The organism is Mucilaginibacter sp. GW822-FHT03E02, assembly GCF_058801545.1.
Map to the genome: position 1 here is coordinate 228,473 of NZ_JBXANJ010000001.1, position 23,194 is coordinate 251,666.

The following is a 23,194-nucleotide window of genomic DNA, read 5'->3' on the forward strand; positions in this document are numbered from 1 at the left end:
TAATTAAAATTTAACGTTTGCACCTAAGTTGATAATTCGCTGCTGCGGATAAAACTGACCGCTGCCACTGGTTCCTTCAGGGTCATAATCCTTCACCTTGGTGATGGTGAACAAGTTGAACGCGCTTGCATACACCCTTAAGCCGCCTAATTTAATTTTTGAAAGGAAAGCTGTATTGAAATTATAACCTAACTGAACGTTTTTCAACCTGAAGAACGAAGCATCATTAAGCCAAAACGTACTGTTGTACTGCCCCCCGCTGATGGCGTTAGACGCACGATCTGTTACCCTTGGATAGGTTCCGTTTGTATTCGAAGCGCTAAACCTGTTATCGGCCCAGCTGCTGTAAAAGTTACCAATGCTTCCCGATTCAGGTAAAACATATTGGCTAACCTGCGCCTGGCCTGAAAATAATACCGAAAGATCAAAATTACTGTAAGCTGCGTTCAGCGTAAATCCATAAGTAATTTGTGGGATGTTACCATATTTGGTGCGTGTTTGGTCGTCGGCATTTATTTGGCCGTCGCCGTTAAAGTCCTGGTATTTTAAGTCGCCAATTTTGGCGCCTGTAACATGCGGATAACTGTCAAGATCTGCCTGGGTACGGAAAATACCTATGGCATTGTAAAGCAGGTAGGTGTTCAAAGGCCTGCCGGTTTGGCGCTGATAACTTATAGCGCCACTGGCTTCATCTATAAAAATAATCTTGCTTTTAGCATAGGTTACGTTACCGCTTATACCCCAGCTAAATTTATTGCTGGTGTGGTTGTAGCCGAGGGTTGCCTCAAAACCTTCGCTGTTTACTTTACCAATATTTTCTGAAGGAACCAAAGGATCAGAGCCGTATGGATTTACGATACCCGAAGTACCTGGCAATGACGCGTTCCTTGCGGCAAGGATATCAGAACGTTTTTGTTTAAAGTAGATAGCCTCAACTGTAAAATCATGCAGGAATGTAGCATTTACACCGATGTCCAACTTTCTGGCAACTTCCCAGGTGATGTTAGGGTTAGCCAGTTTTACCAGGTTAACGTTTGGCTGAATGGTATTTGACCCGCTGCCCGGAACACTGGCTACAAAACCATTGTTAACCAAAACATAATTATCAAAATACTGGAAGCCATTTACGTTATCGTTACCTAACGAACCGTACGATGCCCTTAGTTTTAAATCATCAAAAAAGCTGACATTATTTTTAAACCAATTTTCTTTGGTAATCCTCCATCCTACTGATGCCGATGGGAAATAACCCCATTGCTTACCCGAAGGGAATATCGAACTACCATCTGCACGCAGCTGGCCTTCAAATAAATACTTTTCATCAAATGCATATGCTAAACGGCTGATCACGCTACGGCGGTTATAATTTGAACTATAGCCAGAGTTCAGGTAATCTGTTGCGGCACTGCCACCCTGTGAAAGTTCGGGCAGTTGTGATGATAAATAGTTGTAGCGTGTAGCATCAAAATATTCCAGGTGGTTTTTACTTTGCTCATATCCAACAAAAGCATTTACATCGTGCTTGCCAAATTTGCGCGCATAATTCAGCTTAATGTTTGAGGTAAGTAATGCCTGGTTGGTTTGCGACTCAAACAGTGTTGGAGCGTTGTTATTACCGCCAACCACATTTTTGTTGTAAGTTTTTGCATTTGAATCATAGCTGTACAGAATATAAGGCTTACTGAAATTTTTGTCAAACGCATACGATTTATCAACAGAAAAGAAACCATCCAAAGACAAACCTTCAATACCCGGAAGTGCGTAGCTGCCCTTTAAAATACCGTTAAACACCTGGGTAGGGTTATTGTTAACACCACCAATATCGGTTACCTGAACGGCCGGGTTGTTGTTTTCGATACCTGTTGTTGGCAATCCGTTTGGATAGTAGGCTGCAACAATAGGTTTTGCGCGATACACAGAACGGAATACATCGCCGGCGCCTACTTCAGGAAACTGCCTGTCTTCTTCCCTGCCTGACAACGACAACCCTACTTTTAAACGTTTGGTAACATTAGCATCGATATTTGAACGGAAATTATACTGGTGATATTTGGTAACACCATTTTTGTATAAGCCATCCTGGTAAATAGTACCCAGCGAAACAAAGTATTTTACATCGTCGCTACCGCCGGTAACCGAAAGGCTGTGCTGATTTTGCAATGCAGTACTTTTAAGTGTTTGCTTCTCCCAATCGGTATTAGGGTAATTTAACGGATCTGATCCGTCTTTGAATTTCTGAATCTGATCTGCCGAGTATGACTGGTTTGGACCTCCCGTAGGGTTCGAGTCAAGACTAATCTCATTCATGATCTGGGCATAAGTTGCCGCGTCGGCCATTTTTGGCAAACGTGTTGGCGAGCTGAACCCCTGGTTAAAGCTGTAGCTAATGAGTGGCTTACCCGATTTACCACGTTTGGTGGTAACCAGGATAACACCATTTGCCGCCCTGTTACCGTATATGGCTGCCGATGCATCCTTCAACACCGACATACTTTCGATATCATTCGGGTCAAGCCTTTCCAAACCACCTATCTGGCCGGGCACGCCGTCAACCACTATCAGTACGTTGTTACTACCTGTAGTAGCCAAACCACGAATAGTGATGTTTGAACCATCGTAACCAGGTTCGCCGCTACGGTTGTTAACAATAACGCCCGAGAATCTTCCGGCTAACGCGTTTGAAAGGTTGGGTTGTGGGCTTTTAACCAGCTCCGATCCCTTAACCTGCGATATAGAGCCGGTTAAGGTTGCTTTCTTTTGCGTACCGTAACCAACAACCACAACTTCGTTTAATGATTTTGAGTCGGCTTCTAATTTTACATTGATAATTGTTTGGCCGTTAACAGGTACTTCCTGTTTGGTGTAGCCGATATAAGTAAACACTAATGTGGCCGAAGCATCGGGCACGTTTAATGTATACTTTCCGTTAATATCGGTAATAACACCGGTGGTGGTACCTTTTAGCGTTACGGAAACACCAGGCAGGGTTTCGCCTTTTTCATCGGTTACCACGCCGCTTATTTTCAAGTCCTGCTTGTTAATGTTTTTAACTCCTGCGTAAACCTGGGTTGGTAGTGCGGTGGTAGTTAAACAAGCAATTGCCATACTTGTGGCTAATAAGAAAAGCCGGGGTAATCTTTTCCGGTGAGGGGAATGCTTTACGTGTAAATTTGATTTCATATTTTACTGGGTTTTCTAAATTTAGGATGTCGATCGGACGCACTCCCAGGCAATTAAAACACCTACATTAAGCTTTGTAAACTCATGATTTTACAAAGCTTTTTGCATGTTATTAAAATGGCCGGTAATGAATTACGATTTATCTCCGGTTAATTGGTAAGGCCAAAATGGGGTTAAAAAGCAAAATTGAGTGAGGGGTAAATTCTCAATTAAATAGGGGGTAAATAAGCAAAACCCGCTTAAATAAGGTATTTAAGCGGGTTTTGTATAGGGGGTAAATTAACCACCGTCAATTTTCTTTAATTACATCGCGGTTTACGTTGTAATTATTGTGGAATGGTTTACGGTATTTTTTGATGTAGTCTGACGGGTTTATTCCAAACAATTTATGAAACTGCTCTCTGAAATATTTAAGGTCATTTAAGCCTACTTTGTAGGCGGTTTCATAAATTGTACTATCGGTTGTTAACAGGATCTCGGCGGCCTTCCTTAACCGGATAAAGCGGATAAAACTATTCGCCGATTGCCCCGAAATAGACTTAATCCTCCGGTACAAATTGGAGTGGCTCATACCAATTTCGGCAGCCAGTGTTTTAATGCTGAACTCCGGGTCGGTTAAATGCCGCTCAACAATAACCAGGCACTTTTCTAAAAACTCTTTGTATTCCTGCGATATCTTCAGGTCGTTTGATTTGAGGGTTATCTCATTATAAAAATATTTTTGCAGATTATTCCTGCTTTTCAAAATGCCGTTAACGCGGGCTATCAGTATTTCTTTTTCAAATGGTTTTGTGATATAATCGTCGGCGCCGCCTTCAATGCCTTTTAATTTTATCTCGGCGGATGAACTTGCTGTTAACAAAATCACCGGTATATGATTTAAAACAGGGTCTTCCTTTACGCGATGGCAAACCTCGATACCGCTTAAACCCTGCATCATTACATCGCTGATAACAATATCCGGCACAAGCTGATAAACCAGCGCAAGCCCGTCTGTGCCGTTATCAGCCTCAAAAATCTCAAACTCATCATTAAATATTTGCTTCAAATAATCGCGGATTTGCTGATTGTCTTCTATCAGCAGCATAGTTTTGGTATCTGAGCTCAACGGATCGGCATTTTTGGCTTTTGCCTGTTTGGCATTTGCGGTATCCTGCGTTAACTCCCCCTTATTCTCTATCAGTTCATCTAAAAAAACGGAGGTTTCGGCAACATCTTCAAAAACAAATTGCTGCCCAAAATGGGCTTTACCTTTTAATAAACAAATATTGAAAACGGTGCCGCTGCCCGGTTTGCTTTCATAAACAATTTTACCGTTGTGGCTTTCAACGAACACTTTAACCAGGTATAAGCCAATACCAAACCCGCCAGCCATTGGGGCGGCATTTTCAACCTGGTAAAACCTGTTAAATAGTTGATCGCCGGTACCTTCGGTTATGCCACAGCCGGTGTCGCGTATTTCAATATTTACATTGTCGGCTTCATTTATCACTGTACAAGTTACCGTACCGTGCTCAGGTGTAAACTTAAGGGCGTTTGATATCAGGTTAAATAAAACAATCTCTATCTTTTCGCGGTCGGCAAATATTTCAATGGCTTCTGTTTGGCTGACAAATTCAAACTGTATTTGTTTTGTTTTGGCCTGGTGGTTAAAGCATAAGAAAACCTCGCGGCATAAGTTTACAATATTGAGCTTAACTAATTTTAGCTTATCGGTATCGCTTTCGGCTTTTCTGAACAGCAGTAACTGATCAACCAAACTTAACAGCCGCCTTGCATTCCGGTAAACGATGTGCAGGTTGCCCACATCGCCCTTATCTGTGGGGCCAAACAGCATATCCTTTACCGGGTTAATAATTAAGGTTAGCGGCGTTCTGAACTCATGCGAGATATTGGTAAAAAACGACAGCTTTCGCTCATTCAGCTCCTTATCTTTCTCGGCCGATAGCTGGGCAATCCTGATATCGTATTTAAGCTTCGACTGGTTGGCTCTATACTGTATATAGTAATAAATAATAACCCCTATTGTGGCCAGGTAGCATAAATAGGCCCACCATGTTTTGTACCATGGCGGCAAAATTTTTATATGCAAGGTTGCATAGTTATCCATCCAGACGCCATCCTGATCGGATGCTTTTACTTTAAAAACATAATCGCCTGGCTCAAGGTAACGATAGGTTGCCGACCGCTGGTTGCCTACATAGTTCCATGATTTATCAAGCCCATCCAGCCGGTAGGCAAAATTGCCCTTTTGGGGATAAACGTAATTTAAAGCGGTGTATTGAATAGAAAAAACCGACTGATCTGGCTGAAGGGTTAGCTGGGAGGTTTCGCTAATGGTTTTTGACAATACCGTTTCGTCTTTGCCCTGCGCCCCTACCTCTATCTGCTTGTCAAAAATCTGCAGGCCTGTTATTAATAGTTGGGTTTGGTAATAGTTTTGATTTACTTTTTCGGGATCAAAAATATTAAGACCTTCTGTTCCGCCGAAATACATGAGTTTGCCCACCGTGTCCATTACCACCGATCCTGCATTAAATTGCCCGGATTGCAATCCATCCGATTTATCGTAGTTAAATATTTTATTGGTGCGGGTATCAATGGATGACAAACCCTGGTTTGTACTTATCCAAACCGTACCATTACCGGCTTGCTTTATGGCGTTGATGGTATTATTTGCCAGCCCGCTTTTCTCGTTAAACTTTTTAAATGTTTTCGATTTAAGGTTATATACAATCAACCCATCCCCCTCGGTGCCTATCCACAGCTGATTTTTTTTATCAGGATAAAGCGAAAAGATGATCTGGGTGGGAAAATAGCTTTTTTGGGCGTCCTCCTTAAACAACCTCGAGAATTTTTTTTGTGCAACATCATAATATAACAATCCGCTGCCGTAGGTACCAACAAACAAATTCCCTTTTTCATCCTCGGCTATAGCCCTTACATCATATGAGCCGAAGCCGCTGTTGGCGGGCGTGTAATTGGTAAATGTTTTGGTAGCGTGATCAAAAAGGCTCAATCCGCCTCCGTTAGTACCAACCCACAAATTTTTATGTATGTCCTGGTAAATAGCTCTTACATCATTACCGCCAATACTTTTATTGTCTGCTGCATCATGACTAAAATTTGTAAACGAATCTGTTTTTTTATTGTACAAAAAAAGTCCCCTGGCATAGGTGCCAAACCAAACATTCTTATTTCTATCGGTATACCCGTACAAAAAGGCGCTATCTGTAAGCCCTCCCAGACGACTGTTGGCCTTGTATTGCTTAACCAGGCTTCCATCGGGCCGCATTTTAAAAATGCCGTCGCCATCGGTACCAAGCCATAAATAACCATCACCATCCTGACACATTCCGTAAAAGCGTATCCAGCTCTCGCCGCTTTTTTCCACCCTTTTCTTTTGGATATTAGTAAAGCGCGCTTTGATATTACTTATCATGCCAATACCATCATCATAGGTACCCAACCAGGTGTTTTTGTCCTTATCAATAAATAGGGTTTGAACAGAACGCTGGGTTATATAATGATCATCATCCCCGGTAATTGGTAAAAGCGAAAAATGAGTCGGTGCCGGCCCGGGTTCAACCGAAACCTTGTACACGCCACCATCCTGCAACCCAACCAGCAGCTGTTTGCTGCCATCTTCAATTATAGATAAATACCTTTTGTTTTTAAAAGCAGGTTGTGTAGTTTGAAGTTGCGAAAAAGTATTATTACTGCGGTTATAATATATGATGCCCTTGCCCGTAGCTATCCATACGTTGTGAAAATGATCTTCAAAAATGTCGTTTATACGCCCGCCGGCAAAGTTGCTTATGGGTGCATAAAAATTTGACTTACCGGCAACCACGCCGTTTTTTTGATTTACTATATTGATACCGGCGTTGTCTGAGCCCAACCATAGTAAACCTTTTGAGTCTTCAAGCAGGGCGGTTATCCGGTAGCTTGACAATCCCGGCAGCGATTTACTGTTATAATTTGTAAACTTTAAAGTTTGGGTATTAAAATACGAGAAACCTACACTATAAGATGCTATCCACAGATTGCCATCCCTACCTTTTGTAATGTTATTTACCGCGTTTTTTACGTTATTGCCGTATGTGAATTTATAATGCGAGAATTTTTCGGTACGGGTATCAAGCCTGCTGAGCCCACTCCTGGATGAAACCCATATAAAGCCATCTTTACCTAAAATTATGCTTTGTACAAAGTTGCTGGCCAATGACGTTGAATCGCCCTGCCGGGATTTAAATACTTTAAATGTTGTACCATCAAAGCGGTTAAGCCCTTCGTTGGTGGCAAACCACATAAAGCCCTTATTATCCTGGGTAATACTGTTTACGATGCCAAATGACAGGCCATCTTTTAACGAGTATTTAAGAATCTTGTTCCTGACAGGCGATTGGGCATGCCCCCAAACCGCAAAACACAGCAAAGCAAACAGTAAATTTATCTTCTTCATATAAATCAGGCGTCAAGTAACATTCGATGCTGCCTAATAGCACACAATAGTATAACCAAAAGTTACCAATTAAACATCGGTATAAAACACCGCCAAAAAATTCAGGTTAAACTGGTTTTATTTACTTGTGTAAGCTACACTTAATGATGAAATAAAAAAAATAATTATACACTTTATAGTGATAAATCACTGTAGATAAACCTATTGCCTATCTTAATTAAAAAAGTTTTTTGAATTTTGGCGATTATAAAAGAGGCGCGTTGCCAAATATTGTTCTACAGGAGGGTTGCGCTTACCGCACCGTAAAGCACTTAAAAGCAATAAGAAAAGGTTAATACGAATAGGATTTATCGTTTTATCGTAGCAATGGCGGGATAAACCAATAGCGGCATCTCAACATGTTTAGCCAGCCGTTGCGTGTAACTACCTGAAAAAATCCTTTCTATAAAATTTTGATGCCGGTGTACGGTAGCTACCATATCAGTTTGTCCGTGTTTACATAGCCAGTCAAGTCCCTGTTCTATGTCGGCGCTTTTTACATTTCTGTAGTATATTTTAGGATAATTAATTTTATCTGTTACTTCACTTAAAAATTGAGCCACCTGCTTATCATCCAACCGGGCATCCTTACCCGGGCTGGTAATGTGGGCAATCAAAATTTCGGCGTTGAAATGTCTGGCTATATCGGCCACCAAATTTAACACATCAATATCTCCGGCCAGCATATCGGTAGTGAAAGCTATTTTTTTTAAGGGTTTAAATTTAACCTTACGCGGCACCAACAGCACCGGAAATTTAGCATGATCAATTACCGACCGGCTGCTACTGCCCATGAACAGCCTGCTTAATTCGCCCGCGCCCGACATCCCCATTACAACCAGCGATAATCGCCTTTCATCAACAATTCTATCAACTACGTCAGCTACCAACCCCATGTGGCACGAATAGTCAACATGAGGTTTAAAATTACCGGTGCCAGTAGCCTGTTCATGCGCCATCTCGTTTTCCATTTCGCCGGCGGTTACGCTTAAGGCATCCATGGTGGCAGTTTCCAGGTGCGAATAATCGGAGGTTGCCCATGAATCCGGATTGACTGCTAATGTTTGAATAGGTATTAATATAGCGTGGCATATATGTACGCCAACCCTCAGGCGTGTAGCCAGTTGTAAGGCATAATGGCTTGCATTTACCGCGCAGGGAGAAAAATCTGTAGGTACCAATATTTTATTCATATCCAAGGGACTAACTATTGTTACTAACAAATATCAGTTGGCTAAGCCCAGTAATAAATGATATCGGGCATAAACACAAATGATATCGGTCACCAGCGGCACCAAATTGGGCTAATCCGTAGCATTTTGATACTTGTAAATTGTTGGACCAGCCGATACTATATCATAATAATAAGTGACGGGCATCACTTTTTAAACAACCTCATTTCCTGAATTTTACTCAAAATAATTAAACAATTAAAACCATGAAAAAAGTATTGATTGCTACCGATTTTTCGGAAAACGCCAAAAACGCCGCCATTTTTGGTTATAGGTTGGCTATGCAAACAAAAAGTGATGTAGAGATATGTACAGCGATGACGATACCTGCCGAAATACCCCAGGCCGGCGTAATTGTATGGCCCATGGAAGAGTACCACGTTATTGAAGAAGCTGCCCTAACCGAACTAAAGCAGTTAAAAAAAATACTTGAAGCCCAACACGCAGCAGGCGATTTTAAACCGAATGTTAGCTATAAAGCCGAACCTGGTACAGCCACAGATGTAATAAAAATATTGGCAGCTCAGGACCATGTAGAATTAATAGTTGCCGGAACACATGGCGCCGGAGGCTTAAGCGGGTTAATGCTTGGCAACCATGCGCGTAACCTGATTGATGCCACGCCAACCCCATTGCTGCTTATCCCATCGGGCTTTAAGTTTAGCCCTGTTAAAACTATTGCTGTGGCGCTTGATATGAAACATAAGGGTGATGATTTTGCAACTATCACAGCCATACAGCCCCTGGCAACTTTAATGGATGCCACCATGCAATTGGTACACGTTTGCCATGAAGGCGAAAACACCGATGAAGCAGAAATATACCTGGCCGAAATGGTGCAGGAGGTTAAACAAATTGCCGGATATGCCAAAACAAGTTCATTAATTATTAAACAGGCACCAACCGAAACCGGGCTTAACTGGCTATGCAACTACGGCAATGTTGACATGCTGGCTATGGTGCACCACCATCGCGGGTTACTGGCATCGCTGTTTACCGGCAGCCATACTAAAAAAATGGCAGGGCACATTGCATTGCCTTTATTAGTAATACCTGCAAAATTTTAACACCTGCTTCACTAAAAATTACAACCATGAATAAGTTAACGCCCGATAACCAATTAGAAGACGAAATACAGGAGCTATATATTTTAGCCAGCCACTGGATGAAAGACGTTTGTTTCATGGAAGATGAGATCCGTTTTTTTAATAACATTCTTGATAAATACAAAAGCGCAAGGCTTACGCCCGAAATGATGTTAAAAAAAGAGGAATTTGAACGGGAAATACTCAAACAGGCAAAAAATATCGATAATCTTAAATCCGACATACCAGTATTTCTCGTATTTCTTAAACCGTTTGTAGGTAATGAAAAAGAAGCGATGGGGCTTCAGTTTATTGAAAAGTACAGTACTCTGGCTGGCGGCCTGTCCGACTCGATGGCTGCTTTAAAGGAGACAAAAAACAAGCTATTTACCTATGCGGAAAGAATTATAGCATCTCGTAAAACCATAACTGAATTAAAAAATTAACCTACATGAAATCTATAGCAGTCCTGACCGACTTTTCAGAAAAATCTGGCCATGCGGCTAAATATGCGTTGCATATTGCAAAAAAGTTGAAGGCTAACGTAAGGCTTTACCACTTGCAGCTAACACCGGCAGCATTATACGCGCAACCTGTATTAAGCGGACAAGAATATCCCGAAGAGCCGATAACTGATACCAGGCTCACAGAATTTTCAGAAGCATTAGAGGCCGATTTAGTAAAACGGGTTTTTCCGGGATCTTTTATGCCCCAGGTATCGTTTTATGCGGGCAGTGCAGATATGGTAGATGTGATGACGGAAATTATCAACAATTCAGAAACAGCTATGATTGTTACGGCACCGCTTGAAACTGATGATTTAGCGTCTTTTATGATGAGTGACGCAGGCAGCAGGATAATAGACTGGACGACCGTACCCGTTTTGGTAGTACCTCAACACGCCCCCTTACGCAATGTTGAAAAAATGGCGTTTGCCACTACATTGGATGCCGGCGATATATTATCTATAGCCGAACTTGGTAACCTGATGGACGGTTTCCACGCCGAATTGATGGTTGCCCACCTGAATAGCAATCCGGCAGATGATAACACAAGAGCCGTCGAAAAAGAACTTAACCGCAAACTTTATACCGACCTGAATTGTGGCGGCGTATACTTTCGCAGCGTGCCCGATATCAAATATCAAAAAGATTGGGAATGGCTGAAAGCCAATAAACGGACAGACTTGCTGGCCATTGCCAAACGCCCAAAGGAGCAGATGACGTCATTTTTTAAACGCGGCCAAAGCAGCCACATAACTCACCATATAACCATCCCGGTTATGGTATTGCCTAAAAGGCCCTAATATTTTATAGGTAAAAGCCCCGCATGAGCCGGGGCTTTACCTGTTCCGTAAAACAATAACTTTTAACGTAATTCTGAGTGGTAAAATTTCGCGAAACTTTGAAGGGAGAATGACGTTTATCGCAACGCGGCGAGTCGACTCACCCCGACGAGGCTACGCCCGTCTGCCCCTCTCTCCGCTTCGCGCATAGAGGGGCGAAAAAATAATTTTTCTTTCCTCAACCCTCTTTGCGGCGCAGCCGGGGAGGGTCGGCCAGCGCAGCGTAGCCGGGGTGAGTCGTGGCCAGCGTTTAAGCGAATGTTTATGTCAAACCAAGCGTGTCATGGGTAGCCCCGTCGAAGCATAGCGGGTAAAGGCCTCTCCACGCCCCCCTTTCGAAAGGCTCAGGGTTGACAGGCCTACGCACCTCGAAAAGAAAACATGTCATGGGTAGAAAACATTTGTGGTCTTAACGGCATGTCTATCTACTTAAACAGATCTTTATAGACACAAAAAAAGCAGCCCGATCTGACCGGGCTGCCCATACATTCATTTGGGCAATACCTATATGGCTATACTGCTTAACTGCTCTTCTGATGTACTCAAATCGTTTATCCAATCCTGTATTAAACCAGATGTTTGATTTGCCGAACTGGCAAACAACTCTTTATAGTAAGCTATACCATCCTGCAGCTGCAACTTAAACTTGCTCAATTGTTTCTTCTTTTTTTCGGTAATATCTTTTAATTGCGATTGTAAATCGTTTTGAAGATAATCAATATAAAGGTTCAATTCCTTTATAAACATGTGCGGCCGCTTTATTTTTCCAAGCAAATCTGTAGCGCCGTAAATATGGTGCACCATTTCGTCTAACGAATAGGTTCTTGAAAAATAAGCCAGGTTAGGGCCAGGGCATATAGCAACAGCTTTATTTTCTCTTGGCTTTAATAAATCATATTTGATGTAGGTAGATGCGCACAAGCCCTCGCAAAGACATATTTTTTCGGTTACTGCCTTGTATTGTTGTTCATATTCATCTGCTGCAAGCCCCAGGGTTTGCAACTGTTCTATTTTCAAGTGCTGGTATTCTCTCGATGCGGTACAAATAGGTGTTTCGGTAAACTCTGTATTGCTTACCAGGTACTTTTTAGTACAGGGGCTTCCGGGGCGCCCTCTTTCAAGTCTGCTCAAGCGCAATTCTTCCGAGGTGCTCTTTTTAAAATTGTTAAACTGGATACCCAGGGGTGACGATCCGCTTAAATAAAAATCCTCTTCTGTAGCGGTTTCCAGTTGGGCAAGTGTGTTATCATCAACATTGGTTACTTCGGGTACCAGTAAAAATGGGCTCCCCCACCCGGTGCCGTCCATATCATAGTGGTCTAACAAAAACCGGTTTTCATCTGCAGTGCCAATGCCGCCCTGTACGGTAAGCTTTTGCTTTGGGGCGTGCGCAAGTACTATTCCTTTTTGCAATAATACAGCCTGGTAAGTGCTAAACAGTTCGTCAAGCATTTCCTGCCTTTTTTGCTTAAACTCTTCTAATATAGGCCCAAGTAAAAAGCCTTCGGTAGCAAATGCGTGCCCTCCACAGTTTAGGCCCGATTCTATCCTGAATTCAGATACCCACAACCCTTTTTTTACCAAAAACTTGGCCTGGATAAATGCCGACCTGAAATCGCTCACCTTTAAAACAACCTTTTTCAATAATTGCCCGCTATCGTCAGGGAAAAAACCAGGAAAAGCCTCCAGGTAACTGTACAAGCGCGGATTCATGCCGGCTGATAAAATAATTGAGGAATGAAGCTTGCTTTCAGCGAAACCACGCAACGCTGCCAGTGCATCTGTAAAGGTATCGCCGGTGTACTCGCCATTGGCCGTATAATTCATTTTATCTAATTTCGACATGATGTTTACATCAATGCTTCCGGGCTTCATCTCTTTAACCAGCCTTCGCTGGAATACTCTTTTTTGTGCTCCTTCCGGGTAGTCCAGCATCAGGTCATAACCCTGCCGCAGCCTCGATTGCTCAGGAAGCAGTTCAAAATACCTGCACAAATCATTTCCTTTATCAAAATCCATATTGCGTAAATGATCAAACTGGCGGGTAACAAGCAAGTTTACCAGGTCAAGGTAAGCGGTAATTCGTTTTGCCCTGTAATCGGGCTCTTTTTTTGTTATCGCTATGTAAGGTTCATTATTTACATGACAGTGGTAAGCCCGCATTCTCTCAATCAATTCGTCGTCTACGATAGAAATAACAGACGATATGCCATAACGGGCAACCTTTAGCGGGGTATCAATGGAGTACCCAAGACCCAAAACCGGGATATGAAATGTGTGAATCATTATTTTTTATATTTAAAACAGCACTTAATTTAACATCAGTTTACAACAGCTCATCAGTGAGGCATTTGCATTGATCGCATTTTATCGCGAATGGTTATAACTTTAGGGAAAAGTAAATTATTTTCAAGATGGAAATTGAACAGCAAATCATCCTCATAATCCTGCAAAAGCTTATATAAAATATTATAGGATGAAGAAACATAACGCGGCACCTGGTAATTATTGGTTAGCTGCCTGATAAGGCGAAAATCAGCCGCTAATTTTTCATGCGTTGCCATCATACTATAAAAGGTGGTTAAAATATCGTCTGTTGTATCTATTGCAGGCATACAGCCTTTATTATAACACTCCGATAGCTTAACAATTTCAGGAAACAGCGATGTCTCCTCAATCAATACATCGCGCATCATAACTTCACCTGCATTAAAAAAAAGCTTGCTAACCCGGCCAATCTGCGGATGACTGTCTTTATAACCAACAGCAACTTTTTGAGCCAGTTCGGCAATAAAGGGGGAATTTATTTTGATGTATTGATGATTAAGATTGATAAGGTAACGGCATAAAAATGCCGGAGCCCAGCTTAATAAGTTTATGGTTTGTACCGGAGGTTGTGTTAAACACATAGCCAGCTGCTGGCGCAGGTCATCTATATTCAAATGACCATCTGTACAAACCTGTTCCAGCGTCCTTTTTCCATCGCAGCTAAAATCCACCCCCAGTTTTTTAAACACTGCCGCATTCCGGTAATCGCGGGATACCATATCGCCTATGGTTTCATTATCTATTCCCGGCGTTTGCCTGGTGAGTTGAGCGCGCCAGGCTTCGGGACCATCATCCAGTGCTTCCCAACTGAATGCTTGTCTACACTCTGCCAGCAAACGAAAATAAAGTGGCCTCAGGTTCTGATCGTGAATTATTACTATCGACCGACCGATCTCCATCGCACTTAGTTTTTCAAAAATATCAACGTGCATTGTGCCTGGATCAATCATCCTGACATCAAAAGTTTCCGGCCTGTTCATCAATTACAAATCTATTGGCATTCATACCTCCAAAAAATGACGAGGGTCACATTAGCCCATAATGTCCATCATTTGTACTTCCGCCCTTTAAATGGACTTTTGGTAAACCAGAATAAAAAGATGACGAACGACACAATTCTTGTTAAAACATCATGCTACCATTGCGGAGACGAGTGCTTAACCACCTCATTTATAGTTGATGAAAAACAGTTTTGCTGCCAGGGCTGTAAAAGTGTTTACCAGATACTGGCAGGCAACGGCCTTGGGAGCTATTACAATTACAATGATCACCCCGGTGCAACCCGGGCACGGGTTAGCAAACGATTTGAATATTTAAGCGAATCGTCCATAGTTAACGATTTGTTGGATTATACTGATGAGCATATCACTATCATCACTTTATATATACCCCATATTCATTGCAGCTCGTGTTTGTGGCTGCTTGAACAGTTAAACAGATTTAACCCGGCCATCCATTACTCCAGGGTCGATTTTTTAAAAAAGCAATTAATAGTACGTTTTGATCATCGCATTTGCAGCCTGCAGCAACTGGTAGAGCTGCTTTATGACATCGGGTACGAACCATTAATCAGCCTGCAGGACGTTATTAAAAAGCAAAATTCGGCCAATAAAGGCAACTTGGTTCAAAAAATCGCGGTAGCCGGTTTTTGTTTTGGCAACGTTATGTTGCTAAGCTTTCCTGAATATTTTGGGCTATCGGCCTTTGAGCAAACTTTTAAACATTTTTTTGGCTATCTAAACATCGTATTCACATTGCCTGTAGTGTTTTTTTGTGGCAGGGATTACTTTGTTTCCGCTTTCAAAAATTTAAAAGCCAGGATACTTAATATCGATTTTCCGCTGGCGCTGGGCATTGCAGTTCTTTTTATTCGCACGGTAACCGAAGTATTAACCCATACCGGGGCCGGGTATGCCGATACCCTTTGCGGCCTGGTTTTCTTTTTGCTGGTGGGCAAATTTGTGCAGCAAAAAACATATCACCATATCTCATTCGAGCGGGATTACCGCTCATTTTTTCCTGTTGCCGTGCAGGTATTAACGGGCGATGCAGAAAAGTCTATCCCCCTGGCAAAAATTGTTACCGGCCAACGCATATTGATACGGCATAATGAGATAATCCCGGCAGATGCCATCCTTTTGAAAGGAGATGCACTCATTGATTTTAGTTTTGTTACCGGCGAAGCCATCCCCGTAAATAAAACATGGGGCGAAATCATTTACGCAGGCGGCAGGCAAACGGGCGATGCTATTGAGCTTGAAGTAGTAAAGCCGGTATCGCAAAGTTACCTTACCCAGCTTTGGAATAACGAGGCTTTTACCCGGAAACAGGATAGCAGGGTAAAAACTTTTAGCGAAACCATAAGTAAATACTTTACCGTTGTGCTCCTGATTATAGCATTTGGGTCGTTATTGGCCTGGCTATTTACAGATTACCGGCGTGGCATTGATGCTTTTACCGCCGTACTTATTATTGCCTGCCCATGCGCCCTCGCCTTAAGCACTCCGTTTACCATGGCCGCGGCACTAAGCATCTTTGACAGAAACCTTTTTTACCTTAAAAACACCCGGATAGTTGAACAGCTGGCAGCCATTGACACCATTGTAATGGATAAAACCGGCACTATATCGACAGGTAACAGCAAAAGCGTAGTAATACAAGGCCAGCTTACCGAAAAACAAAAGCAACTGATATACAGCGCCTGCCACAACTCGATACACCCTTTAAGCAGGATGATCTGTCAATTTTTAGGCGACTATAAAAAACTGCCGGTAACAGATTATAACGAGATTCCCGGTAAGGGAATTACGGCAAATGTCGAAAACAACACTTTACGCATGGGTAGCGGAGCGTTTGTGTTTGGCTTTGCCGAAGGTGGCGTGCGCAATACCAGCGTACATATCATGATCAACCACCATTACCTGGGGTATTTTCAATTTGCCCAGGAATATAGGGAGGGGATGGAAAACATCAGCTCGTTAACTAAAAACTATGGCCTGTTTTTGCTTTCAGGCGATCATGATCATGAGCGTACAGATCTTGTGCAATTTTTCAAGGCCGATAAGGCCATGCATTTTAACCAGTCGCCCCAGGATAAGCTGAATTTTATAGAAGCGCTTCAGCAAAAAGGGAAGCAGGTTTTAATGCTGGGCGATGGGCTAAACGACTCGGGCGCGCTAAAACAAAGTGATGTCGGCATAGCAGTTACAGACGATGTAAACAATTTTTCGCCGGGTTGCGATGCCATTTTAGATGGTAAATCATTTAGCAAACTGCCAGCTTTTCTTCGCTTTGCCAGGGATACGGTAAACGTCATCAGCCTGTCGTTCCTCATCTCGCTTACCTACAATATCATCGGCCTTAGTTATGCGGTTACCGGCCACCTATCGCCGTTAATAGCAGCCGTATTAATGCCATTGAGCACTGTGACCATTATTTCATTTACTACGTTGGCAACTCATTTTGCAGCCAAAAAAAGAAAACTTATATGAACATCATTTATTTTTTAATTGGCTGCAGCGTTTTGCTTGCACTGATATTTTTAGCCGCCTTTCTTTGGGCCCAGCGCAGTGGTCAAAATGATGATCTGTATACACCCTCCATGCGCATTCTGCTTGATGATGACGATGCTGAAGCAGACAAAAAGTGATGCTAATCATATTTAAAGCCAACTGTCATCATTCTGTCACCCAGTGCACTTCAATAATTTTACACCCATAAAAAGACAACATTTTATGCAGCCCGAAAAATTTTTCTATGACAACAAAATCGTCCGGAATTTTGGTATCGCTACCGTAATCTGGGGGATAATCGGCATGACTGTAGGCTTAATTGTAGCCATTCAGCTTTATCACCCGGCCGCCAACATGGGTAACCAGTACACTACCTACGGTCGTATCCGCCCGTTACATACCAATGCGGTAATATTTGCCTTTGTGGGCAATGCCATTTTTATGGGCGTTTATTATTCGCTGCAACGCCTGCTCAAAGCAAGGATGTTTAGTGATGTACTTAGCCAAATCCATTTCTGGGGTTGGCAGCTTATTATTTTATCGGCAGTAATTACACTTCCCTTAGGTTTAACCACATCACATGAATATGCCGAACTGGAATGGCCTATAGATATTGCCATCACCGTAATTTGGGTTGTGTTTGGCTGGAACATGTTTGGCACCATATTTAAACGCCGAGAAAGGCATTTATACGTAGCCATTTGGTTTTACATAGCCACGTTTGTTACTATAGCCGTATTACACATAGTAAACTCCTTTGAGTTACCGGTATCTGCATTTAAAAGCTATATGGTTTATGCAGGCGTTCAGGATGCATTAGTGCAATGGTGGTATGGCCACAATGCCGTTGCGTTTTTCCTGACCACCCCTTACCTGGGTATGATGTACTACTTTTTACCCAAAATGGCCAACCGCCCTATTTACTCCTATAAATTAAGTATCCTGCACTTTTGGGCGCTTATATTTATCTATATCTGGGCCGGCCCTCACCACCTTTTATATACTACCTTACCGGGTTGGGCACAATCATTAGGTGTAGCTTTTTCTATTATGCTGATAGCACCAAGCTGGGGCGGTATGATCAATGGCTTGTTAACCCTGCGCGGTTCATGGGATAAGGTACGGGACGATGTGATCCTGAAATTCATGGTAGTAGGTTTAACCGCCTACGGTATGGCCACTTTTGAAGGCCCTATGCTTTCCCTTAAACAAGTAAACGGCATAGCTCACTTTAGCGACTGGATTATTGCACACGTGCACGTTGGCGCATTAGGCTGGAATGGTTTCTTAACCTTTGCTATCCTATATTGGTTAATCCCACGTATTTATAAAACTGAGCTGTTCTCTAAAAAAATGGCTTCCTTCCACTTCTGGATAGGCACATTGGGTATCCTTTTTTATGCTATCCCAATGTACTGGGCCGGTTTTACACAAAGCCTTATGCTTAAAGAGTTTACCGCCGAAGGCATGCTGAAATATCCAAACTTTTTGGAAACCACGCTGCAGATTTTACCAATGCATATGATGCGCTCTGCAGGCGGGGCCATGTACTTATTGGGCGTGATAGTAATGGCTTATAACCTTACCCGCACAGCTTTACAAGGCAAACTGGTAGCCAATGAGGCGGCACAGGCTATGCCGCTTGAACCAGTTCACACGATTGCGAGGGAAAACAGCTGGCACCGCAGGTTGGAGCGTAAGCCCATCCAAATGCTTATTGCGGCACTATTGGTTATTCTTGTAGGCACCTTTATTGAACTGATGCCCACACTAACCGTATCATCTAACATACCTACCATAGCATCTGTAAAACCATACACCCCGCTTGAGCTTCAGGGCCGCGATTTATATATCCGCGAGGGCTGTGTTAACTGCCACTCACAAACGGTTCGGCCGTTTAGATCTGAGACGGAACGCTACGGTGAGTATAGCAAGGCCGGCGAATTTGTGTACGACCACCCGTTTTTATGGGGATCAAAACGTACCGGACCTGACCTGGCCCGCGAAGGCCAAAAATATGGTAACGCCTGGCACTACAACCACCTGATGGATCCGCGCCTGATGTCGCCGGGAAGCATCATGCCTAATTATGACTGGCTCATAACGCAAGACCTGGATACTACATCAACCCGTGCAAAAATACATGCTATGCGCATACTGGGTGTGCCTTATCCGGCAGGCTATGAAAACATAGCTAACCAGGACCTTGAAAAACAGGAAAAAGAGATAAGGGACAACCTTTATGCCGACCATATTAAGGTAAAAAACAACAAGGAAATCATAGCCGTAATTGCTTACCTGCAACGGTTAGGAACAGACATTAAAGCAAACAAAACCGCCAATAAATAACCACCATCATGTTTAAGCAATTTACAGAAAACATCAACGCAAACCAGGCATACCTGCTTTTCTCGTTGGGGATATTCTTTGTGTTTTTTATTGTAGTAACCATCATGCTCATTCGCATCCGGAAGCCACATGTTCAATATATGAGCGATTTGCCCTTAAAAGATAGTTTAACAGATCAACAACCTTTTCAATCATGAAATACCATCGCATTATATTAATATCAGCATTTGTTTTATTTATTCAGCCCGTTATGGCTGATGGTCTTATTCCGGGTGATGTAATGAATTATATTGCTTATGGAGTTGTTGTTGGCATGTTGTTGCTTTTTTTAATAGCTATGCTGGTGCTGGTAAAAACGTTTAACGTTTTAGCACGCGTAATGCTTAAGCAACAGGGACTATCAGATGCCGAGATAGCCGCACAAATGAACCCCGTTAAGGAAAAGAAGAGCAAAAAACCAAAAGCAGAAGTTTGGCAAAAACTTCTTTCACTCAGGCCCCTGGAGGAAGAACATGAAATCCTTATCAAGCATGATTATGATGGCATACAGGAGCTTGATAACCCAATACCAGGCTGGTTTATGTACCTTTTTTATGGCACCATCATTTTCGGGATAGGCTACCTGCTCAACTACCACGTATTTAAAACCGGGCAGCTGCAATATGCCGAGTATAAAACAGAAATGGTACAGGCCGACATCGAAAAAAAGGCTTACCTGAGCAAAGCCGCCAACCGGGTAGATGAAAACACGGTAAAACTGGTAAAAGATCCGGCAGTAATTGCATCTGGCGAGGGTATATTTAAAACCAATTGCGTTGCTTGCCACGGCGATCATGCGCAGGGAAATGTTGGCCCTAACCTTACAGACGATTTCTGGATGCACGGCAGTAAAATAAACGATTTGTTTAAAACCATTAAGTACGGTGTGCTTGCTAAAGGTATGCCTACCTGGGAAAAACAATTATCGCCAAAGCAAATTGCCGATGTGGCCAACTACGTTAAATCATTACACGGTACTCACCCCGCAGGCGCAAAAGAGCCGCAAGGCACAAAAGAGTCCGATACAGACGATAAACTGGCAGCAAATAAATAAAACATGGACGGATTACTGGTAGCGAAAGAGACGAATAAGCGTAAATGGATATATCCGCTAATCCGCAAAGGGAAATTATATAAGTGGCGCTCATGGATTAGTTATGGCTACCTGCTCCTGTTTTTTGCAGGACCGCTTATCAGGATCAAGGGGCAACCATTGCTGCTGCTGAATTTTATGGAGAGGCATTTTGTTATCCTGGGGCAGGTTTTCTGGCCCCAGGATATCTTCCTGTTTGTTTTGGCATCGCTTGTATTTGTGGTTTGCGTGGTATTGTTCACCATCGCTTTCGGCCGTGTTTTTTGCGGCTGGATTTGTCCGCAAACCATCTTTATGGAAATGTTTTTCAGAAAGATTGAGAACTGGATTGAAGGAGATGGCAGCAAACAAAAAAAATTAGATGCAGGCCCCTGGACCAGGGAGAAAATACTCAAAAAAAGCAGCAAACATTTGCTGTTCATCATATTCTCGTTCCTGATAGCCAACACGTTTTTGGCCTACCTGGTAGGCAGCGATGTGCTGTTTAAAATAATAACCGAACCTGTGCAACTGCACCTGGTTGGCTTTTTAAGCATCTGGGTTTTTACTGTTGCTTTTTACCTGGTTTACAGCCAGGTTAGGGAACTGGTTTGTACCGTAGTATGCCCCTACGGTCGCCTTCAAGGTGTATTATTAGATAGCGACACACTGGTGGTAGCCTATGATGAAGTGCGCGGAGAGCCAAGAGGAAAACTTTCAAAAACAAGCGATAACAGCGCAAAAGGTGATTGTGTAGACTGTGGCCTATGTGTATCGGTTTGCCCTACGGGTATCGATATCAGGCAGGGCACACAAATGGAGTGCATTAATTGCACCGCCTGTATTGATGTATGCAACGAGGTAATGGACAAGATTCATAAGCCGCTTAACCTGGTAGGGTTTTACTCGGAGAATATGATCCACAAGCAGCAAAAGCCGGCATTTACGGGCAGAATGATGGGCTATAGCGGCATCATCGCTGTTTTGATGACCGTACTTTGTTACTTTATTTTTAGCAGGGGCGATATGGACCTGGCGGTTATGCGCAGTGCGGGCATGTTGTACCAGGAACAAAAAGGCGGCCTGGTAAGTAATATTTACAATGCCGAGGTTATCAACAAATCAAACCAAAGCCGCGATATCGTGATACAGCCTAATGACCCGGCAATAAAAATTAAATATATCCAGGCTCCGGGCAAAATTGCGGCAGGCGCATCTGTTAAAACCGTTTTCTTCCTGATGATCCCGGCCTCACATATCAAGTCGGCAAAAACGGATGTTAAAATCAACCTGTTATTAAATAACAAAGTAATTCAAACGGTCAGTACAGCGTTTGTAGGGCCACCAAATGATTAAAAAGATGAATTGGGGAAAAGGAATAGTTGCAGGCATGGCCATGTTCATGCTGTTTATCATATTTATGTGTGTACGGATGTTTGCCTTACCGGCCGATGAATATGACCACCATTATTATGAAAAAGGGCTGAACTTTGATAAAGATTATGCAAAGGAAAAGCAGGTAGTTACTGATCATGCCCAGCCGGTAATAAGGGTAAACGGCAAACAGGTGGGTATTGCCTTTACAGCGCCGGCAACAGGCAGCGTTAAATTTATACGCCCCTCCAGCCAGGCGCTTGATAAAACCTTCCCCATAAACACCGAACTTGACAGGGTTGCCAACGTATCTGCTACGTCCCTTGTTAAAGGCCGCTGGCATATTGTACTGGAGTGGCAAAGCAACAGAAAAGCGTACCTGTACGAAAAGGAGGTGGATATAGAATGAGTAGTAACCAGATAGCCTTTTTTATTGGCCTGTTTGGCAGTGTGCACTGCATTGGTATGTGCGGGCCGCTTGCTTTTGCGGTACCGTCCTTTCATTCACAATGGTGGATGGTGGTGGTCGACAAATTTGTTTACAACGCCGGGCGTGTTATTACTTATACCCTGCTTGGATTGTTGATAGGCTTATTGGGCAGACAGCTTTGGCTGGCCGGCTTACAGCAAAGTGTGGCCGTAATCAGCGGTATATTAATTATCATGGCCGGCTTTTCGCGTATGTTTAAAGTCAGGTTCAGTCAAAGTAAGCTGATGCCCAAAATGTTGGCACCAATCAACAAGCTTATCGGTTTCGCGCTGAAACATAAGGCGGGCCATTTCGCGGTGGGTTTGCTTAACGGCTTCCTGCCCTGCGGCTTTGTTTATCTTGCACTTATCGGCGCTGTAAATACCGACTCGGCCTATTCATCTGCGCAATATATGTTCTGGTTCGGGGTGGGCACTTTCCCCTTAATGCTGCTGGCTACGGTAAGCATGGGTTTTATAGGCCCACAGGTACGCCGCCGTATTAATATGGCCATGCCCTACCTTATGGTTTGCTTAGGTTTGTGGTTTGTACTGCGCGGATTAGGTTTAGATATCCCCTATTTGAGCCCAGCCAAGCAATCACAAGGAATAACCAATTGCCATTAGGATAGTCCTTAGTCGAAAGTTTTAAGTTCTAAGTAAAAAATGGCAATTCAGGCTCGGAACTCAAGACAATGTACTTTTG

At 42.9% G+C, this 23,194-nt stretch carries 16 protein-coding genes; 11 read left to right on the forward strand and 5 right to left on the reverse strand.

Annotated elements, in window-relative coordinates; translation table 11 throughout:
* Window positions 1-3: 3 nt before the first annotated feature.
* The 3 genes from AC1RM2_RS00805 to AC1RM2_RS00815 form a co-directional block, all read right to left on the reverse strand.
* On the reverse strand, window positions 4-3,105 hold the full coding sequence (locus AC1RM2_RS00805; RefSeq protein WP_492982433.1) for a SusC/RagA family TonB-linked outer membrane protein: 3,102 nt from the start codon (window positions 3,103-3,105) through the stop codon (window positions 4-6).
* Window positions 3,106-3,469: 364 nt separating this feature from the next.
* Window positions 3,470-7,645, reverse strand: coding sequence for a hybrid sensor histidine kinase/response regulator transcription factor (locus tag AC1RM2_RS00810; protein ID WP_492982436.1), 4,176 nt, complete (start codon window positions 7,643-7,645; stop codon window positions 3,470-3,472).
* Between the two features lie 347 nt (window positions 7,646-7,992).
* Window positions 7,993-8,877 (reverse strand): universal stress protein, encoded by an 885-nt coding sequence (locus AC1RM2_RS00815; RefSeq protein ID WP_492982438.1) that lies wholly within the window; start codon window positions 8,875-8,877, stop codon window positions 7,993-7,995.
* 245 nt (window positions 8,878-9,122) lie between these two features.
* On the opposite strand from AC1RM2_RS00815, the gene AC1RM2_RS00820 reads away from it, so the two are divergent.
* The 3 genes from AC1RM2_RS00820 to AC1RM2_RS00830 are packed head-to-tail and all read left to right on the forward strand — an operon-like array spanning window position 9,123 to window position 11,307.
* Window positions 9,123-9,983: a universal stress protein gene (locus AC1RM2_RS00820; protein WP_492982440.1), complete on the forward strand. Its 861-nt coding sequence runs from the start codon at window positions 9,123-9,125 to the stop codon at window positions 9,981-9,983.
* A 26-nt stretch (window positions 9,984-10,009) separates the two neighbouring features.
* Window positions 10,010-10,447 carry a hypothetical protein gene (locus tag AC1RM2_RS00825; protein ID WP_492982442.1) on the forward strand — a complete coding sequence of 146 codons (438 nt, stop codon included), beginning with the start codon at window positions 10,010-10,012 and terminating at the stop codon, window positions 10,445-10,447.
* 5 nt (window positions 10,448-10,452) lie between these two features.
* Window positions 10,453-11,307: a universal stress protein gene (locus AC1RM2_RS00830; protein ID WP_492982444.1), complete on the forward strand. Its 855-nt coding sequence runs from the start codon at window positions 10,453-10,455 to the stop codon at window positions 11,305-11,307.
* Between the two features lie 543 nt (window positions 11,308-11,850).
* On the opposite strand, the gene AC1RM2_RS00835 is transcribed toward AC1RM2_RS00830, so the two are convergent.
* Together AC1RM2_RS00835 and AC1RM2_RS00840 are read right to left on the reverse strand one after the other, a co-directional pair.
* Window positions 11,851-13,632 carry a hypothetical protein gene (locus AC1RM2_RS00835; RefSeq protein ID WP_492982446.1) on the reverse strand — a complete coding sequence of 594 codons (1,782 nt, stop codon included), beginning with the start codon at window positions 13,630-13,632 and terminating at the stop codon, window positions 11,851-11,853.
* 53 nt (window positions 13,633-13,685) lie between these two features.
* Complete coding sequence (locus tag AC1RM2_RS00840; RefSeq protein ID WP_492982448.1) at window positions 13,686-14,654, reverse strand: DUF542 domain-containing protein; 969 nt, start codon at window positions 14,652-14,654, stop codon at window positions 13,686-13,688.
* A 120-nt stretch (window positions 14,655-14,774) separates the two neighbouring features.
* On the opposite strand from AC1RM2_RS00840, the gene AC1RM2_RS00845 reads away from it, so the two are divergent.
* The 8 genes from AC1RM2_RS00845 to AC1RM2_RS00880 all read left to right on the forward strand — a co-directional run bounded on the left by AC1RM2_RS00845 (window position 14,775) and on the right by AC1RM2_RS00880 (window position 23,115).
* Window positions 14,775-17,165, forward strand: coding sequence for a heavy metal translocating P-type ATPase (locus AC1RM2_RS00845; protein WP_492982450.1), 2,391 nt, complete (start codon window positions 14,775-14,777; stop codon window positions 17,163-17,165).
* The gene (gene ccoS / locus AC1RM2_RS00850) at window positions 17,162-17,323 is read left to right on the forward strand and encodes a cbb3-type cytochrome oxidase assembly protein CcoS (protein WP_492982452.1); all 162 of its coding nucleotides are present in this window, start codon (window positions 17,162-17,164) and stop codon (window positions 17,321-17,323) included. The genes AC1RM2_RS00845 and ccoS overlap by 4 nt, the downstream gene beginning before the upstream one ends.
* A gap of 85 nt (window positions 17,324-17,408) precedes the next feature.
* Complete coding sequence (gene ccoN / locus AC1RM2_RS00855; protein ID WP_492982454.1) at window positions 17,409-19,535, forward strand: cytochrome-c oxidase, cbb3-type subunit I; 2,127 nt, start codon at window positions 17,409-17,411, stop codon at window positions 19,533-19,535.
* A gap of 8 nt (window positions 19,536-19,543) precedes the next feature.
* The gene (locus AC1RM2_RS00860; protein ID WP_439696945.1) at window positions 19,544-19,732 is read left to right on the forward strand and encodes a hypothetical protein; all 189 of its coding nucleotides are present in this window, start codon (window positions 19,544-19,546) and stop codon (window positions 19,730-19,732) included.
* On the forward strand, window positions 19,729-20,628 hold the full coding sequence (locus AC1RM2_RS00865) for a cbb3-type cytochrome c oxidase N-terminal domain-containing protein (protein WP_492982457.1): 900 nt from the start codon (window positions 19,729-19,731) through the stop codon (window positions 20,626-20,628). Before AC1RM2_RS00860 ends, AC1RM2_RS00865 begins: the two co-directional genes overlap by 4 nt.
* 3 nt (window positions 20,629-20,631) lie before the next feature.
* The gene (gene ccoG, locus AC1RM2_RS00870; protein ID WP_492982459.1) at window positions 20,632-22,002 is read left to right on the forward strand and encodes a cytochrome c oxidase accessory protein CcoG; all 1,371 of its coding nucleotides are present in this window, start codon (window positions 20,632-20,634) and stop codon (window positions 22,000-22,002) included.
* A 4-nt stretch (window positions 22,003-22,006) separates the two neighbouring features.
* Window positions 22,007-22,429, forward strand: a complete 423-nt coding sequence (locus AC1RM2_RS00875) for a FixH family protein (protein WP_492982461.1) — start codon at window positions 22,007-22,009, stop codon at window positions 22,427-22,429.
* Window positions 22,426-23,115, forward strand: coding sequence for a sulfite exporter TauE/SafE family protein (locus tag AC1RM2_RS00880; RefSeq protein ID WP_492982463.1), 690 nt, complete (start codon window positions 22,426-22,428; stop codon window positions 23,113-23,115). Before AC1RM2_RS00875 ends, AC1RM2_RS00880 begins: the two co-directional genes overlap by 4 nt.
* Window positions 23,116-23,194 lie beyond the last annotated feature (79 nt).